The 17,815-nt window shown below is 74.1% G+C and carries 9 protein-coding genes; 3 read left to right on the top strand and 6 right to left on the bottom strand.

Annotated features, from left to right (window positions below):
• Nucleotides 1-97: 97 nt before the first annotated feature.
• Nucleotides 98-2,308 carry an ATP-dependent DNA helicase UvrD2 gene (locus ACP7TJ_RS21980; RefSeq protein ID WP_425823980.1) on the bottom strand — a complete coding sequence of 737 codons (2,211 nt, stop codon included), beginning with the start codon at nucleotides 2,306-2,308 and terminating at the stop codon, nucleotides 98-100.
• Between the two features lie 193 nt (nucleotides 2,309-2,501).
• Between ACP7TJ_RS21980 and ACP7TJ_RS21975 the strand changes: the two genes are divergently transcribed.
• Nucleotides 2,502-2,744, top strand: a complete 243-nt coding sequence (locus tag ACP7TJ_RS21975; protein WP_033272097.1) for a mycoredoxin — start codon at nucleotides 2,502-2,504, stop codon at nucleotides 2,742-2,744.
• A gap of 79 nt (nucleotides 2,745-2,823) precedes the next feature.
• Here the strand turns inward: ACP7TJ_RS21975 and nudC are convergent, their stop codons facing one another.
• The 5 genes from nudC to ACP7TJ_RS21950 form a co-directional block, all read right to left on the bottom strand.
• Nucleotides 2,824-3,768, bottom strand: coding sequence for an NAD(+) diphosphatase (nudC, locus tag ACP7TJ_RS21970; RefSeq protein ID WP_167744577.1), 945 nt, complete (start codon nucleotides 3,766-3,768; stop codon nucleotides 2,824-2,826).
• Nucleotides 3,769-3,916: 148 nt separating this feature from the next.
• Entirely contained in the window at nucleotides 3,917-5,329 is a 1,413-nt protein-coding gene (locus ACP7TJ_RS21965; protein ID WP_167744576.1) for a dipeptidase, read from the bottom strand.
• Nucleotides 5,330-5,339: 10 nt separating this feature from the next.
• Nucleotides 5,340-8,975: a UvrD-helicase domain-containing protein gene (locus ACP7TJ_RS21960; RefSeq protein WP_427764800.1), complete on the bottom strand. Its 3,636-nt coding sequence runs from the start codon at nucleotides 8,973-8,975 to the stop codon at nucleotides 5,340-5,342.
• 111 nt (nucleotides 8,976-9,086) lie between these two features.
• A complete protein-coding gene (locus tag ACP7TJ_RS21955) occupies nucleotides 9,087-12,482 on the bottom strand; it encodes an ATP-dependent helicase (RefSeq protein WP_425935681.1) in 3,396 nt (1,131 codons plus the stop codon).
• Nucleotides 12,483-12,739: 257 nt separating this feature from the next.
• A complete protein-coding gene (locus ACP7TJ_RS21950; RefSeq protein WP_189912504.1) occupies nucleotides 12,740-13,126 on the bottom strand; it encodes an MGMT family protein in 387 nt (128 codons plus the stop codon).
• Nucleotides 13,127-13,314: 188 nt separating this feature from the next.
• Here ACP7TJ_RS21950 and ACP7TJ_RS21945 point away from each other — a divergent pair, with 188 nt between their 5' ends.
• Nucleotides 13,315-16,014, top strand: a complete 2,700-nt coding sequence (locus ACP7TJ_RS21945) for a lysylphosphatidylglycerol synthase transmembrane domain-containing protein (RefSeq protein ID WP_093766933.1) — start codon at nucleotides 13,315-13,317, stop codon at nucleotides 16,012-16,014.
• Between the two features lie 84 nt (nucleotides 16,015-16,098).
• Nucleotides 16,099-17,649, top strand: coding sequence for an alpha/beta hydrolase (locus ACP7TJ_RS21940; RefSeq protein WP_427764795.1), 1,551 nt, complete (start codon nucleotides 16,099-16,101; stop codon nucleotides 17,647-17,649).
• Nucleotides 17,650-17,815: the final 166 nt, after the last annotated feature.

The raw sequence follows: 17,815 nt of genomic DNA, 5'->3' as shown, positions 1-17,815 counted from the left end.
ACGGAATCAGGGCCTCCGAGAAGGCCGCTGTCCCCGTGGCTAAGAACCTATGGGGATTCCCGGGGCATGCGCAAACTATTTTTCCGACGAGTTCACGTCAGTCCTGATCTTGTCCCTCGGCCGGGTCCTGGCCTGCGCAGAGGGCCAGCACATCGGCGCCGTAACGGCGCAGCTTGCGCATGCCCACCCCGGGAATGCGGGCCAGTTCGTGCTCGTCGTCGGGGACCGCCTCGGCGATGGCGATCAGCGTCTTGTCGGTGAAGACGCAGAAGGCCGGCTGGCCGCTGCGCCGCGCCTGCTCGCCGCGCCACTCGCGCAGCCGCTCGTACAGTCCCTCGTCCATGTCGGAGGGGCAGTCCTCGCAGCGCATCAGTTTCATCTCGCCGCCGTCGGTCAGCGTGCGGCCGCAGACACGGCAGCGGGCGGGAGTGCGCTGCCGGCGGCGCGGCGCCTGCTCGGGAACCGCGGTGGCCGCCGCCGTCCAGGAGCCGCGCTCCACTCCTCCCGCGCCGGCCGCACCCGCGCGTCCCGCGCCGGCCTGCGAGCCGGGGCGCAGTCCGGTGAGGAAGCGGCTGGGGCGCCGGTTCGGGCGGCCGCCCGGGGAGCGGGCGAGCGCCCAGGACAGGTGGAGGTGCTCGCGGGCGCGGGTGACGCCGACATAGAGGAGTCGGCGCTCCTCCTCGATCTGCTCGTCGGTCTTGGCGTAGGTGATCGGCATCATGCCTTCGGCGACTCCGACCAGGAAGACGACGTCCCACTCCAGGCCCTTCGCCGCGTGCAGCGAGGCGAGTGTGACGCCCTGGACCGTGGGGGCGTGCTGGGCCCCGGCCCGCTCGTCGAGTTCGACGACGAGGTCGGCGAGCGTGGCGCCGGACCTGGCGGCGGTGAAGTCCTGAGCGAGGTGCACCAGGGCGGCCAGGGACTCCCAGCTCTCCCGGACCGCGCCCGACCCGGCGGGCGGCTGGGGCGTCCAGCCCTTGCCGGACAGCACGGCCCGCACCTGGGAGGGCAGGTCGGGGGCGTCGTCGAGGAGCGCGTCGTTGCCGCCGAAGCGGGCGGCGGCGCGCAGGGCGTTGATCGCGTTGCGCACCTCGGGACGGTCGAAGAACCGCTCGGCTCCGCGCAGCTGGTAGGGCACGCCCGCGTCGGCGAGGGCCTGCTCGTAGGTCTCGGACTGGGAGTTGGTGCGGAACAGGACGGCGATCTCGCTCGCCGGGACGCCCGAGTCGATCAGCTCGCGGATGCGGCGGGCGGCGCCCTCGGCCTCGGCGGGCTCGTCGGTGTACTCGGTGAAGACGGGCTCGGGTCCCGCGGCGCGCTGGGAGACCAGCTCCAGCCGGTGGTCGGCGGCGCGGCCCTTCGCCTGGGCGAGCAGGCCGTTGGCCAGGCGCACCACCTGGGGGGTCGAGCGGTAGTCGCGGACGAGCTTGACGACGGTGGCGCCCGGGTGGCGGATGCGGAAGTCGAGCAGATGGTCCGGGGTCGCGCCGGTGAAGGAGTAGATGGTCTGGCTGGCGTCGCCGACCACGCACAGGTTCTCCCGGTCGCCGAGCCACAGCTCCAGCAGGCGCTGCTGGAGGGGGCTGACGTCCTGGTACTCGTCGACGACGAAGTGCTGGTACTGCGCCCTGACCTGCTCGGCGATGTCGTGCCGGTCCTGGAGGACGGCGACCGTGAGCAGCAGGACGTCCTCGAAGTCGATGACGGAGCGCTCGCGCTTGAGGTCCTCGTAGGCGGCGTAGAGCTGGGCGATCTCGGCGGGGTCGCGGGGGGCTTCCCGGCCGGCCTTGGCGGCCGCGGCCGTGTAGTCGGCGGGGACGGTCTGGGTGACCTTGGACCACTCGATCTCGGCGGTGACGTCCCGCAGCTCGCCCCGGTCGAGGCGGATCCGGCAGGCGGCGGCCGCGTCGGCGACCAGCTGGATCTTGCGGTCGACGAGCCGTGGCAGGGTTCCGCCCACCGCCTTGGGCCAGAAGTACTGGAGCTGGCGCAGGGCCGCGGAGTGGAACGTCCGCGCCTGGACGCCCACCGCGCCGAGCTGGCGCAGCCGGCCGCGCATCTCCCCCGCCGCGCGGTTGGTGAACGTGACGGCGAGGACGCTCGAGGGCTGGAGGATCCCGGCGCGCACCCCGTAGGCGATGCGGTGGGTGATGGCCCTGGTCTTGCCGGTGCCGGCGCCCGCCAGCACGCACACCGGTCCGTGCAGGGCGGTGGCCACGGCGCGCTGCTCGGGGTCGAGACCTTCGAGCACCGCGTCGGCCGAGTCCGGTACCCGCGGGAAGAGGGTGGAGTGCGTTGCTGCTGTCACACCGCCATGCTGCCAGGTCGCCCGGGACGGGTGAGCCGGTTGTCCACAGGGAAGGGCTCATGGTCGTACGAATGCGACAAGCGTCACGGCACCGGCCACCGGGGCCGGGGTGGCGGCGGGAATGCCTGCGCTTTCAAGTACGTTCCCCCGGAGACCGACAACTTCCCCGAGCCGCCGAAGGAGCGCGAGAGGCATGCAGGGCACTGTGACGATGTACAGCACCACGTGGTGCGGCTACTGCCGCCGGCTGAAGAGCCAGATGGACCGTGAGGGCATCGCGTACACCGAGATCAACATCGAGCAGGACCCGGAGTCGGCCGCCTTCGTGGAGAAGGCGAACGGCGGCAACCAGACGGTGCCCACCGTGCTGTTCCCCGACGGTTCGACGCTGACCAACCCCTCGCTCGCGCAGGTGAAGCAGAAGATCGGCGTCTGAGCGTTCCGCGGACGCACGAAGCGGGCGGCCGTCCCTCACGGGACCGGCCGCCCGCTTCGTCGTGTGCGGGGCCGACGGCTCAGAAGGCGCTGCGGCTGGGCAGGTCCTCGCCGTACCAGCGCTCGATCAGCCGGGCCGCGATCGAGATGCCGTAGGGCGGGAGCACCTCGCCGGACTCGAAGGCGGCGCGCAGTTCGTCGCGGGAGAACCAGCGGGCCTCGTGGATCTCGTCGCCGTCCACGGTGATCTCGGAGGAGGTGGCGTGGGCGACGAAGCCGAGCATGAGGCTGGAGGGGAACGGCCAGGGCTGGCTGGCGACGTACTCCACCTCGCCGACGGCGATGCCGACCTCCTCGTGCACCTCGCGGCGCACCGACTGCTCGATGGCCTCCCCGGGCTCGACGAACCCGGCGAGCGTGGAGAAGCGGCCCTCGGGCCAGTGGACCTGGCGGCCGAGCAGGATGCGGTCCTTGTCGTCGATCACCGCCATGATCACCGCGGGGTCGGTGCGCGGGTAGTGCTCGGCGCCGCAGGCGGGGCAGCGGCGGATGTGCCCGGCGGCGGCGATGACGGTGCGCTCGCCGCAGCGGGAGCAGAAGCGGTGCAGCCGCTGCCAGTTCTCCAGGGCGACGGCGTGCACCATCAGGCCCGCCTCGCGCGGGGACAGCAGCAGCCCGGCCTCGCGCAGGCCCGCCGGGCGGGCGGAGTCGTCCATGCGGCCGGGCAGGGAGTCCTTCTGCAGTGCGAAGTAGCTGACGCCGTCCTCGTCGATGCCGAGGAAGTAGCGGTGGGCCTCGGTGAGCGGGGCCTCGAAGGACGGGGTCATGACGAGTTCGGTGCGCCCGTCGGGCGTCTCGTCGATGAGGACCTGACCGCCGGAGACCACGAAGCAGCGGGTCGAGGGGTGGCTCCACGCCGCCGCGAGCCATGCCTCGTCCAGCCGGTGGTGGGCGGCGCGGTCGATGCCGCTCGGGGCGGTGAGCGAGATGGGTCGGTCGGCGGTGTGGTCGGTCCTGGTGGTCACGGGTGCTTCCAACTCCCCCGGAGGAACGGATCGGGTCACGGGCGGTCTGGCGGACGAGGGCGGGAGGGACCGGGTCCTGCGGGCGCGGCGGCGGCGCGGCTCTTCCAGTGTCCCGCGCGCGGGCGCCCGCTTCGGACGGTGTGGGTGGTCAGGGGGCGTGCCGCCAGTGCTCGGCGAGGTCGCCCCAGAGGTGGGCGCTGGTCTCGGCGCCCTTGAGCAGCAGATCCAGCTCGACCTTCTCGTCGGGGGCGTGCCAGCCGTCGGACGGGACGGAGATGCCGAGGAAGAGCACCGGTGCGCCGAGGACGTCCTGGAGGTCGGCGGCCGGGCCGGATCCGCCCTCCCGCGTGAACAGCACGGGTTTGTCGAAGGCGCGGCCCATCGCGCGGACCACCGACCGCAGGGCGGGGTGGTCGAGCGGGGTGAGACAGGGGCGGGTGGCCGGGCTGAAGGTGATCTCGTGCCGGACGCCCTCGGGCAGCCGGCCGGGCACCCAGGCGGCGACCGCGTCCCGGATGTGCGCGGGGTCCTGGCCCGCGACCAGCCGGAAGGACAGCTTCACCATCGCGGAGGACGGGATGATCGTCTTGCTGCCGGGGCCCTGGTAGCCGCCGCCGATGCCGTTGACCTCGGCGGTGGGACGGGCCCAGATGCGCTCCAGGGTGCTGTAGCCGGCCTCGCCGCCGGTGCCGTGCGACTTGGCGGTGCGCAGCCACCGCTCCTCGTCGAAGGGCAGCCGGGCGAAGAGCTCGCGTTCCTGGTCGGTGAGCTCGACGACGCCGTCGTAGAAGCCGGGGATCGCCACCCGGCCCTGCTCGTCGTGCAGGGCGGCGACCAGCCGGGCGGCCGCGGTGGCGGGGTTGGGCACCGCGCCGCCGAAGGAGCCGGAGTGGATGTCCTGGTCGGGGCCGTACAGGCGGATCTCGCACTCGGCGAGGCCGCGCATGCCGGTGCACACGGTCGGGGTGTCCTCGGACCACATGCCGGTGTCGGAGACGATCACGGCGTCGGCGGCGAGCCGGTCCGCGTGCCGCTCGACGAGCGCCCGGAAGTGCGGGGAGCCGGACTCCTCCTCGCCCTCGATCAGCAGTTTGAGGTGGACGGCGGGGCTGGTGCGGCCGGTGGCGGCGAGGTGGGCGCGCACCCCCAGGGTGTGGAAGAAGACCTGGCCCTTGTCGTCGGCGGCGCCGCGCGCGTAGAGGCGGTCGCCGCGGACGACGGGCTCGAAGGGGTCGCTGTTCCAGCCGTCCTCGCGGGCGGCGGGCTGCACGTCGTGGTGGCCGTACACCAGGACGGTCGGCGCCCCGGGGTCGTCGCTGGGCCACTCGGCGTAGACCGCCGGGGCGCCGGGGGTGTCCCAGATCTCGGCGGCCGGGAAGCCGGTGTCCTTCAGGGCGGCGACGAGCCAGTCGGCGCTGCGGCGCACGTCGGGGGCGTGATCGGGCTGGGCCGAGACGGACGGGATGCGGAGCCACGCGGAGAGGTCGTCGAGGAACGCCGTGCGGTGGTCTGCGATGTACGTACGGACGGCGTCGACGGCATTGTCAACGTGCTGGCTCATGCCTACGAGCCTATCGGCCCGCGGGGGTGTCCTCGGAGTGCGGTATCTCACCGTGCGGATCGTCGAGCAGCAGCCGCTCCAGCTCGGCACGGCCGGGCAGCCGCTCCGGGCGGACCACCTCGCCGGTGCGGACGTACAGGAACGCGGCGGTGACGGACTCCGGCGGGACGCCCTGCTGTTCGGCCCAGGCGAGCCGGTAGACCGCCAGTTGCAGTGGGTCGGCGGTGCGGCCCCGGCCGGTCTTCCAGTCGACGATCTCGTACGTGGCCGCGTCGTCGTCCGTGTCGCCCTCGTGCCGGTACACGGCGTCGATGCGGCCGCGGACGACCCGGCCGGCGATGGACAGCTGGAAGGGGGCCTCCACGCGGTAGGGCGTGCGTTGGGCGTACTCGGTGCGTTCGAAGGCCTCCTTCAGCTCCTCCAGGTCGCGCTCGTCGGCGATCTCGGCGTCGGCGCCCGGCAGCTCGTCGGGGTCGAGCATGGGCAGGGTGAGCTCCTCGAAGCGCGCCTCGACCCACGCGTGGAAGCGGGTGCCCCGGCGGGCGGCGGGCTGGGGCGGGCGCGGCATGGGGCGGGCCAGCTCCCGGGCGAAGCCGTCGGGGTCGTCGGCGAGCCGCAGCAGCTGGGACGCGGTGAGGGAGGCGGGCAGCCGGACCTCGGTGACCGTGTCGCGGGCGCGCAGCAGCTCACCGGTGAGGGCGTCCAGGTCGCGGTCCCAGGAGGCGACGGTGCGGGCCTCCTCGGGGGTGAGCCGCGTTTCGGCGGGCGCGGGGAGGTCCCGCCGGGGGTGTGCGGACGCGTCCGGGGCGGTCGCCTGGTGCGGGACGGCGGGGCGCTGGGTGGGCCAGGCGTCCCAGCCGTCGGGGCCGACGTCGGCGGGGTCGGCCTCCGGTGCGCCGGGCTCGTCGGGGTACGGCTGTCCCGGGTACGGGTCTTCGGCGTGCGGGTCCTCGGCGTAGGGGTCTTCGGCGTACAGGTCTTCGGGGAAGTCCTCCGGGTACGGCTCCTCGTCGTCCGGCGGGGGCGGCCAGTCCGGGTCGTCGTGGGCGTCCGGGTCGTGGACGGCGGCCGCGCCGTGCGGGTCGGCGGCGATGCGGTCCAGGTGGGCGAGGACGGTCGCGGCGGCGGCGCGGCGCCGGGCGAGGGCCGCGTCGTCCAGGGGCAGCGGCCACGCCTGGACGTCGCCGGCCTGCCGCAGCGCCGGGTTCTCCTCGTCCTCCTCGGGCTCGTCCGCCCACGCCTCGATCTCGCCGTACCCGGCGGCGCAGTGGTCGTGGAGGGCGAGCAGGAACTCGGAGGGACCGCGCGGCTTCTTCTGGCTCGGGCCCCACCAGTGGCCGGAGCCGAGCAGCAGGGAGCGGGGGCGGGTGAAGGTGACGTAGCCGAGGCGCAGCTCCTCGGTGTGCTGGTGCTCCTTCATGGCCTCGTGGAAGGCTTTCAGGCCCCGGGAGTCCCAGGACGGCACGTCCGGGAGGGTGCCGGCGTCACCGCGCAGCGCGTGCGGCAGCGCCTTGGCCTGCGCCGTCCACTTCTCGCGGCCGCGGTCGCTGGGGAAGGCGCCGGTGACCAGGCCGGGGACGGCGACGACGTCCCACTCCAGGCCCTTGGACTTGTGGGCGGTGAGCACCTTGACGGTGTTCTCCCCTCCCGGCAGCGCGTTGTCCAGGCCTTTCTCGTACTGGGCGGCGGTGCGCAGGAAGCCGAGGAAGGCGAGCAGGGTGGCCTCGTTGTCGCCGGCGGCGAAGGACGCGGCGATGTCGAGGAAGTTGGACAGGGTCTCCCGGCGCCGGGCGGCCAGCGCGTGCGGGGACGCGGACAGCTCGACCTCGAGACCGGTGACGGCGAGCACCCGGTGCAGTACGTCCATCAGCGGGTCGGCGAGGGAGCGGCGCAGGTCGCGCAGCTCGGCGGCGAGGCGGGCGAAGCGGACGCGCGCGTCGGGCGAGAAGGGCAGCCCGTCGTCGTCCCCGCCGCCCTCCATCGGGGTCTCCAGGAAGGTGTCGAGGGCGTCGGCGAGCGAGATCACCTCGGCGGGGTCGACGCCCTCGACGGCCTCGGCGAGCCGCCGGTCGGGGTCGTCGTCGCCGTCCACGCGCGCATGGGACACCAGCCGGCGCGCGCGGCGGCCGAGCAGGGCGAGGTCACGGGGGCCGATCCGCCAGCGCGGGCCGGTCAGCAGCCGGACGAGGGAGGCGTTGGCGCCGGGGTCCTGGAGGACCTCGCAGACGGCGACCAGGTCGGCGATCTCCGGCAGGTGCAGCAGCCCGGACAGGCCGACGACCTCGACGGGCACGTCCCGCGCGACCAGGGCGGCCTGGATCTGTGCGAAGTCCGTGGCCGTGCGGCACAGGACGGCGATCTCACCGGGGGCCTTGCCGGTGTTCACCAGGTGTGCGATCGAGTCGGCGAGCCAGTCGATCTCCTCGGCGTGGGTGCGCAGCAGGGCGCAGCGGACGATGCCGTCGCGCTCGGCGCCGGGGGCCGGACGGAGGGCCTCCACGCCCGCGTGCATGGCGCGCAGCGGCTCGGCGAGGCCGTTGGCCAGGTCGAGCAGCCGGCCGCCGCTGCGGCGGTTCTCGCTGAGCGACTGGCGGGTGGCGGGGCGGCCGTCGGCGTGCGGGAAGTGCTCGGGGAAGTCGTCGAGGTTGGCGACGGAGGCGCCGCGCCAGCCGTAGATGGCCTGGCAGGGGTCGCCGACGGCGGTCACCGGGTGACCGGTGCCGCCGCCGAAGAGGCCCGCGAGGAGGACGCGCTGGGCGACCGAGGTGTCCTGGTACTCGTCGAGGAGGACCACCCGGAACTCCTCGCGCAGCACGCGGCCCACCTCGGGCAGGCCGGCGAGCCGGGCGGACAGGGCGATCTGGTCGCCGAAGTCGAGCAGGTCGCGTTCGCGCTTGGCGGCCCGGTAGCGGAGCACCAGCTCGGCGAGCTCGCGGCGGGCGGCGGCGGCTTCGGGGACCTTGCGCAGGTCGGCGTTGCTGAGCTTGGCGTTCTCCAGGGCGCGCAGCAGCTCGACGTCGTGGGCGCGCAGGTCCTCGGGCCGCACCAGGTGCTCGGAGAGCTCCGCGTCGAGGGCGAGGAGGTCGCCCACCAGGTCGGGGAAGGACCGGGTGAGGGCCGGGTAGAGGCCGGGCGCCTCGCGCAGCACGCGCGCGGCGAGCTGGTAGCGGGTGGCGTCGGCGAGCAGCCGGGACGTCGGTTCGAGGCCGATGCGCAGCCCGTGGTCGGTGAGCAGCCGCCCGGCGAAGGCGTGGTACGTGGAGATCACCGGCTCGCCCGCAGGGTCGTCCGGGTCCGACGGGGAGGGGCCGGCGTGAACCGCCGTCGTCGAGGGGTGGCGGTCGGGTGACGGAAGGGGGTCCGGGTCGGTGACGCCGGCCTTGATCAGGGCCGTGCGGACGCGTTCGGCGAGCTCGCCGGCGGCCTTGTTGGTGAAGGTGAGGCCGAGAACCTGCTCGGGGGCGACCTGGCCGGTGCCGACCAGCCAGACCACGCGGGCCGCCATCACCGTCGTCTTGCCGGAGCCCGCTCCGGCCACGATCACCTGCGGGGCGGGCGGCGCGGTGATGCACGCCGTCTGCTCCGGGGTGAACGGGATCCCGAGCAGCTCCTTGAGCTGGTCGGGATCGGTGATACGGGCGGGCACACCGAGAATCTAGCGGCGGCCACTGACAGCGCGGGCCCACCGAGCCCGCCGGGAGGGAAGAACCGCAGGTCGGCGGGGGTGGTGCGATATGTCACGCGCGCCTGACGCGCTTCACTCGACGATGTGGCGGCCCTCGGGGCGGGCGCTGCACGACGCCCGGAACGCGCAGTGCGCGCAGTGCTGGCCCGTGGTCGGGGTGAAGCGTTCGTCGAGGACCTTGCCGGCGGCGGTGGCCAGCAGGTCGCCGACCCACTCCCCCTCCAGCGGCTCCTGCGCCTGCACCTTGGGCAGGGTCTCGCCGCCGTCCCGCTTGGCGGCGCCCTGCCGCAGCTGGACGAGCTCGGCGCCGCCCGGCTCGGGGCGCACCCCGTCGAAGACCCCGTCGACGGCGCCCTCGCGGACGGCGAGCTGGTACACGGCGAGCTGGGGGTGGCGTTCCACCTCCTTCGAGCTGGGCGCCTGCTTGCCGGTCTTGAAGTCGACGACGTAGGCGCGGCCCTCGCCGTCGGCCTCGACGCGGTCCATCTGGCCCCGGATGCGGACCTGGTAGTCGCCGGACTCCAGGGTGACGTCGAAGTCGTGCTCGCTGGCGACCGGGGTGCGTCCGGTGCGGTCCATGACGTGCCACTTCAGGAAGCGTTCGAGCGCCACGCGCGCGTTCTCCTTCTCCTGCGCCGACTTCCAGGGCGCGTCGAAGGCGAGGGCGTTCCACACGGAGTCGAGGCGTTCCATGAGGACGTCGAGGTCGGCGGGGGTGTGCCCGGAGGCGACCTCGTCGGCGAGGACGTGGACGACGTTGCCGAAGCCCTGGGCGGCGGTGGCGGGCGCGTCGGCCTTCACCTCACGGCCCAGGAACCACTGGAGGGCGCAGGTGTTGGCGAGCTGGTCGAGGGCGCTGCCGGAGAGCACCACGGGCTGGTCGCGGTCGCGCAGCGGCACCTTGCTGTGCGTCGGTTCGTACATGCCCCACCAGCGGTAGGGGTGCGCGGACGGCACCAGGGGGCGGCCGTCCTCGTCGGCGAGCGCGGCGAGCCGGGCCAGCCGGCGGGCGGCGGCCTCGCGCAAGGCGTCGGAAACACGGGGGTCGACCGTGGTGGCGCGCAGTTCGGCGACGAGAGCGGCGACGGACAGCGGGCGGCGCGGGCGTCCGGTCACGTCCCTGGGCTCGACGCCGAGCTCGGTGAGGAAGCGGGACGGCTGGTCGCCGTCGTCGGACGGCGCCTTCACGGCCGTCACCACGAGGCGGTCACGCGCGCGCGTGGCGGCGACGTAGAACAGCCGGCGCTCCTCGGCGAGCAGCGCGCCGGGGGTGAGCGGCTCGGCGAGTCCGTCGCGGCCGATGCGGTCGGCCTCCAGCAGGGAGCCGCGGCGGCGCAGGTCGGGCCACAGGCCCTCCTGGACGCCGGCCACGACGACGAGGCCCCACTCCAGGCCCTTGGAGCGGTGCGCGGTCATCAGGCGTACGGCGTCGGGGCGTGCGGCGCGGCGGGTGAGGGTGTCGGCGGCGATGTCCTCGGCCTCGATCTCCTCGAGGAAGTTGAGGGCGCCCCGGCCTCCGGTGCGTTCCTCCGCGCGGGCGGCGGTGGCGAACAGCGCGCACACGGCGTCGAGGTCGCGGTCGGCGTTGCGGCCGGCGGCGCCGCCGCGGCGGGCGGCGCGTTCCAGGCGCTGCGGCCAGGGGGTGCCGTCCCACAGCTCCCAGAGGGCCTCCTCGGCCGTGCCGCCGCCGGCCAGGCACGCGCGGGCCCGGCGCAGCAGGGCGCCGAGCCGTTGCGCGCCGCGCGCGTAGACGGGGTCGTGCACGGCGAGCCGCTCCGGCTCGGCCAGCGCGCGGGCGAGCAGCTCGTCCGAGGGCGGCGGCAGCGGGTTGCCGGCCGCCCGCTCCTCCTCGCGCAGCGCGCGCCCGAGCCGCCGGAGGTCGGCGGCGTCCATGCCGGCGAGGGGGGAGGTGAGCAGGGTGAGGGCGGTCTCGGTGTCGAGCCAGCAGGACGCGTCGTCGCCGGAACCGGGGCCAACCTCGCCAGAGCCCTCGCCCGCCCCGCCCGAACCGGCACCCGCCGCGTCTCCCGTGCCCTGCGCACCCTCGGCGTCCACGGCCCCCGGCCGCCGCTCCTCCTCCGCCCTCGCCACCGCGCGCAGCGCGGTCAGCAGCGGGGCGACGGCCGGCTCGTGCCTCAGCGGCAGGTCGTCGCCGTCGACGTCGACGGGCACGCCCGCTGACGTGAGGGCGCGGCGGACCGTCGGCAGGGTGCGGGCGCCCGCGCGAACCAGGACCGCCATGTCGTTCCAGGGGACGCCGTCCTCCAGGTGGGCGCGGCGCAGGATGTCGGCGATGTTGTCCAGCTCGGTGCCGGCCGTCGGGTAGGTGTACACCTCCACCCGGCCGCCCTCGCGCACGGGCGCCGGCTCGCGGTGCAGGCGGACCTTCTCGGCGGGCAGCCGGGGCAGCGGCATGCGCCGGGTGATCCGCCGGGTGGCCTCGAGGAGCGCGGCGCCGGAGCGCCGGGAGGTGCGCAGCACCTGGACGGGGGCGGGGCGGCCGTCCGCGCGCGGGAAGGCGTGCGGGAATTCCAGGATGCCGCCGACGTCGGCGCCCCGGAACGCGTAGATCGACTGGTCGGGATCGCCGAAGGCGACGAGGGTGCGGCCGCCGGACGCCAGGGCGTGCAGCAGCCGCACCTGGGCGGGGTCGGTGTCCTGGTACTCGTCGACGTAGACGGCGTCGTAGCGGCCGGCGAGCTGCCCTGCGGTCTCGGGCCGCCGGGCGAGGAGCACCGCGCGGTGGACGAGTTCGGCGTAGTCGATGACGCCCTGGAGGTCGAGGACGTCGAGGTACTCGGCGAGGAAGGCGGAGGCGGCGCGCCAGTCGGGGCGGCCGATGCGGCGGGCGAAGGCGTCCAGGGCGTCGGGATCGAGCCCGAGCTCGCGGCTGCGGGCCAGCACGGCGCGGACCTCGTCGGCGAAGCCGCGGGTGGTCAGACAGGCGCGCAGGTCGTCCGGCCAGCGCACGTGGGACAGCCCGAGCCGTTCCAGGTCCACCTGCCCGGCGAGCAACTCGCGCACGGTGACGTCCTGCTCGGGTCCGGAGAGCAGCCGCAGCGGCTCCACGAACAGGTCGCTGTCCTGATGGGCCCGGACCAGGGCGTAGCAGAAGCTGTGGAAGGTGGTCGCCTGCGGGGCGCGGGCGGCGCCGATGCGCAGCGCCATGCGGTCGCGCAGTTCGACGGCGGCCTTGCGGCTGAAGGTGAGTACCAGGATGCGTTCGGGGTCGCCGCCGCGGGCAATGCGGGCGGCCACGGACTCGACGAGCGTGGTGGTCTTGCCGGTGCCCGGACCGGCGAGGACGAGCAGCGGCCCGGAGCCGTGCTCAACCACGGGGCGCTGGGCGGCGTCCAGGGGAGGGGGATCCATGCGGGCCGGCGGGGTACGCACCAGTCGGTAGGCGCCACGGCTCCCCCGGCGCACCGGGGGGTGCGACAGGCCGCTGATGGAGGAAGAGGAGCTCACGTGGTTCGCCGGTCCTGGTGGGTGTGCTGTGGGGCGCTGCGCCGCGTGTGCGGGGCGGTGGTCGGGGGGTGAGGGGGGCACGCGCAGCCGACGCTACGCCGGGGACCGGAGCGGAAGCAGGGTTTCCGCTTCTTCCCTCCCGTCACTCCGGGCACCCGCGTCCCTCGACTCACGAACGTACGTCATGCCGTGGATGTGCCTCATGTCCCCCTGAAGGATCACACGTCACACGGCGGCGGCGAGGATGGCGGAAGCTGTCAGGTGTGACCACCGGTGTCCGCGCCGCCGTCCCACCGCGCGCGTCTCATGTCGAGGCGTGGCACATGGCCCTCCGTCGCCCGGCCCGCCTCCCGCAGCGGTGTGCCCTCCGCGCGGTAGTGACCGAGGGCCCGCAGCTCGTGGCCGGGCAGCAGCACGCCGTCCGCGCGCACCACGCGCCACCAGGGGACGGCCCCGCCGTAGAGCGCCATCACGCGCCCCACCTGCCGGGGCCCGCCCTCCTCCAGCCACTCGGCCACGTCCCCGTACGTCATGACGCGCCCCGGCGGGATCAGCTCGGCCACCTCCAGTACCCGCTCGGCGTACGCGGGCAGGGCGTCCGGGTGCTCCGGGCCGCCGTCGGACGGAAGACTCTCCTGGCTCATCCGGACCATCCTGCCCCACCCCACCGACAACGCGGCGCCTCCGCGGACACGGGCGGGCGACTCGCCCCGGAGCACCGCTTCGGGCAGACTGTGCCGCCCCGCTTGTGGACCCTGATGCCCCCTTGTGGCGGTACGGCATGCCACCATCGTGCGGGCGGTGACCGGTGATACGAGATCGAGAAGAGACGATGAAGCAGCAGGGTGCGCACCCCGAGGACACGGAGGGCACCCCTGACGCCTCGTCGCGCCCGGACACCGCCGAAGAGCCGGACGGCGCGCACCGGGACGTCGCGCACATCGACGAGGTCGAGGGCGACGAACCGCTGCTCCCTGCGCGGGTGCACCGCCCGTCCGACCTCATGCGGCTGGTGGGCGGCGTGCTCGCGGTCGTGGTGCTCCTGGCGATCGCCGCGTTCGCCCACGGCACCACCTCGGGACTCGAACAGGACATCAACAAGGGCACCGGGCAGGCGCCCGACCTGCTCATCAAGATCGCGGGCCTGGCGTCCAGCATCGCCATCCTGCTGGTCCCGGTCGCCTTCGCGATCGAACGTCTGATCAAACGGGACGGGCTGCGGATCGCCGACGGTGTGCTCGCCGCCGTGCTGGCGCACGGGGTGACCCTCGCCACCGACCTGTGGGTCGCGCGGGCCGCCCCCGACTCGATCCAGGACGCGCTCACCCAGCCCTCCCCCGGCGACATCCATGCCCTCACCGACCCGGTGCACGGCTATCTCGCACCCGTCATCGCGTACATGACCGCCGTCGGCATGTCCCGCAGACCACGGTGGCGCGCGGTGCTGTGGGTGGTGCTGCTGCTCGACGCCTTCTCGATGCTGGTCACCGGGTACACCACCCCGTTCTCGATCATCCTCACCGTGCTGATCGGCTGGACCGTCGCCTACGGCACGCTCTACGCGGTCGGCTCGCCCAACGTCCGGCCCACCGGCCGCACCCTGATGGCGGGGCTCCGGACGGTCGGCTTCCGCCCCGTGACCGCCTCCCGCGAGGAGGCTGCCGACGCCGCCGAGAGCGGAGACCGGGGGCGCCGCTACTTCGTCACCCTGGAGGACGGCCCGCCCCTCGACGTCACCGTGGTCGACCGCGAGCAGCAGGCTCAGGGCTTCTTCTACCGGGCGTGGCGCAATCTGGCGCTGCGCGGCTTCGCCACCCGCAGGAGCCTGCAGTCGCTGCGCCAGGCGCTGGAGCAGGAGGCCCTGCTGGCCTACGCCGCCATCGCGGCCGGCGCCAACGCGCCCAAGCTGATCGCCACGTCGGAGCTCGGCCCCGACGCGGTGATGCTCGTCTACGAGCACACCGGCGGACACACGCTGGACTCACTGGCCGACGAGGAGATCACCGACGACCTGCTGCGCGACACCTGGCACCAGGTGAAGGCGCTGCAGTCCCGCCGCATCGCGCACCGCAGGCTGGTGGGCGACGCCATCCTGGTGGATCGTTCCGGCACGGTGATCCTCACCGACCTGCGCGGCGGGGAGATCGCGGCCGGCGACCTGCTGCTGCGCATGGACGTCTCCCAGCTGCTGGTGACGCTGGGGCTGCGGGTGGGCGCCGAACGCGCGGTGGCCTCCGCGCTGAGCGTCCTCGGCCCCGACGCCGTGGCGGACTGTCTGCCGATGCTCCAGCCCATCGCGCTGAGCCGCTCCACGCGCGCGACGCTGCGCAGACTCGCCCGGGAGCGCGCCGAGCGGGAACGCGAGGCGGTCCTGGAGGCCTCCCGCCATTCCCGTCCGGCCCGCGCGCACGACGCCGACGACTCCCGCCCCGCCGTCCTCGACAAGGCCGGCAAGAAGGCCGTACGGGCGGAGCAGCGGGCCGAGAAACGCGCCATCGACGAGGCCATCGAGGAGGCGCGCGAGGAGGATCTGCTCAGCCAGATCCGGCACGAGGTGCTGCGGATCAGGCCGCAGGCCCCGGTCGAGCCGGCCCGCCTGGAGCGGGTGCGTCCGCGCACGCTGATCAGCCTCATCGCGGGCGCGATCGGCGCGTACTTCCTGCTGACGCAGCTCACCCACATCGAGTTCGGCCCGCTCATCTCCAACGCGGAGTGGGGCTGGGTGGCCGCGGCGATGCTGTTCTCGGCGCTGAGCTATGTGGCGGCCGCGATGGCGCTGCTCGGGTTCGTGCCGGAGCGGGTGCCCTTCCTGCGCACCGTGGCGGCCCAGGTCGCCGGCTCCTTCGTGAAGATCGTCGCCCCGGCCGCGGTCGGCGGTGTCGCGCTGAACACCCGCTTCCTCCAGCGCGCGGGAGTGCGTCCGGGGCTCGCGGTGGCGAGCGTCGGCGCATCGCAGCTGTTCGGACTCGGCTGTCACATCCTGATGCTGCTGGCGTTCGGCTATCTGACCGGTACCGAGAAGACGCCCTCGCTGTCGCCGTCCCGCACGGTCATCGGCGGTCTGCTGACGGTCGCGGTGCTGGTGCTCGTGGTGACCTCGGTGCCGTTCCTGCGGAAGTTCGTCGTCACGCGCGTGCGGTCGCTGTTCGCGGGCGTCGTGCCGCGCATGCTCGACGTGCTGCAGCGGCCGCAGAAGCTGATCACCGGCATCGGCGGCATGCTGCTGCTGACCGCCTGCTTCGTGATGTGCCTGGACGCCTCGGTCCGGGCGTTCGGCGACGAGTCGACCTCGGTCAGCATCGCCAGCGTCGCCGTCGTCTTCCTCGCGGGCAACGCCCTGGGCTCCGCCGCGCCGACGCCGGGCGGTGTGGGCGCCGTGGAGGCCACCCTCACCGTCGGTCTGATCGCGGTCGGCCTGCCCAGCGAGGTCGCCGCGCCCGCCGTGCTGCTCTTCCGACTGCTGACCCTGTGGCTGCCCGTGCTGCCGGGCTGGCTCGCCTTCAACCACCTCACCCGCAAAGCGGCCCTGTGACCGGCTGAGACGCGGCCGGCCCGGTCCTCCCTCGGACGGCCCGTGTCCCGCGCGCACCGCCGCGGGCGACCGCAGGATGGGGACATGTCCCGCCCCTTCCGGCCGCGCGCCGCCGCCCTGACCGCCTGTGCCCTCCTGCTGCCCGCGCTGCTGGCGGGCTGCGCCGAGGGGGACGACCCGGCCCAGGACCTGACGCGGCAGAAGCCGGCCTGGAAAGCCTGCCCCGCACCGGACGAGGCCCAGGGCGGCGGTGCGTCGCCCTCGCCGCTTCCGGGCGCCCGGGGCCGGTGGGAGTGCGCGACGCTGAAGGCGCCGCTGGACTGGGACGACCCGGACGGCGACACCATCGACCTCGCGTTGATCCGCGTCCGGTCGAGCGGCCCGGAGAGCGAACGGATCGGCTCGCTGATCTTCAACTTCGGCGGCCCCGGCGGCTCCGGCGTGACCACGCTCCCCGCGTTCGGCCAGGAATACGCCACCCTGCGCACCCGGTACGACCTGGTGAGCTTCGACCCGCGCGGGGTCGGCCGCAGCGCGCCCGTGACCTGCGAGGACGACCAGGAGCTCGATGAGCACTTCCAGCAGGACGGCACACCCGACGACAGCGCCGAGCGCACGGAACTGCTGGACAGCACCAAGGACTTCAACGCGGCCTGCGAGGACAACTCCGGGCGGATCCTGCCGCACGTGCGCACCACCGACGCGGCCCGCGACCTCGACCTGATGCGCCAGGTCCTTGGCGACGACAGGCTGTACTACTTCGGCATCTCCTACGGCACCGAACTCGGCGGCGTCTACGCCCACCTCTTCCCCGACACGGTGGGCCGCGCGGTGTTCGACGCGGTCGTCGACCCGGCGCGGAACCCGGAGCAGGCCTCGCTCGGACAGGCGCGGGGATTCCAGCGCGCCCTCGACAACTACGCCGAGGACTGCGTCTCCCAGGTCGAGGAGTGCCCCGTCGGCGACAGCGTCCAGGTCGTGCGGGACCGCATCGCCACGCTGCTGCGGGACCTGGACCGCCGGCCCATCCCCGGGCTCTTCCCCCGCCGGCTCACCGAGACGATGGCGACGAGCGGGATCGCGCAGGCCCTGTACTCCAAGGACTTCTGGGCGTTCCTCACCGACGGCCTCGAGCAGGCGTACGACGGCGACGGCACGATCCTGATGGCGCTGGCCGACTCGATGAACGGACGCGGCGAGAACGGCGAGTACAGCAACCTGGTACCCGCCAACGTCGCCATCAACTGCGCCGACGCCGAACCCCGGTACACCCCGGCCGACGTGGAGCGGCTGCTGCCTGAGTTCCGGAAGGCGTCTGCGCTCTTCGGGGACTTCATGGCCTGGGGCATGATCACCTGCACCGACTGGGCGGTGCCCGGCGCCGCGGACCATCCGGACGTCAGCGCTCCGGGCGCGGCCCCGATCCTGGTGATCGGCAACACCGGCGACCCGGCCACCCCCTACGAGGGGGCGCGCAGCATGGCGAGGGCGCTCGGTGAGGGGGTCGGCGTGGAGCTCACGTACAACGGGCAGGGGCACGGCGCCTACCACAGCGAGGACCGCTGCGTGCGGAACGCGGTCCACGGCTATCTGCTGGACGGCAAGGTGCCCGAGGCCGGAACGGTCTGCCCCTGACCCGCCGGGCCGTGCGACAGCGGCGGTCACGGCGGGGCACGGCGGGGCACGGCGGGACAGGCTCGACGAAAGCCCAGTTCAGAGGGTTTTCCACAGGCCTCCCCGGCCGACGCGGGACCTGCCTACGATGTCGGGACAGCCGTCCGCCGCACGACGCGGACGGCCC

The organism is Streptomyces sp. DSM 41931, from assembly GCF_050271085.1.
In the GTDB taxonomy this organism is placed as follows: domain Bacteria; phylum Actinomycetota; class Actinomycetes; order Streptomycetales; family Streptomycetaceae; genus Streptomyces; species Streptomyces albogriseolus.
This window is presented reverse-complemented; position numbering and strand designations above follow the sequence as displayed.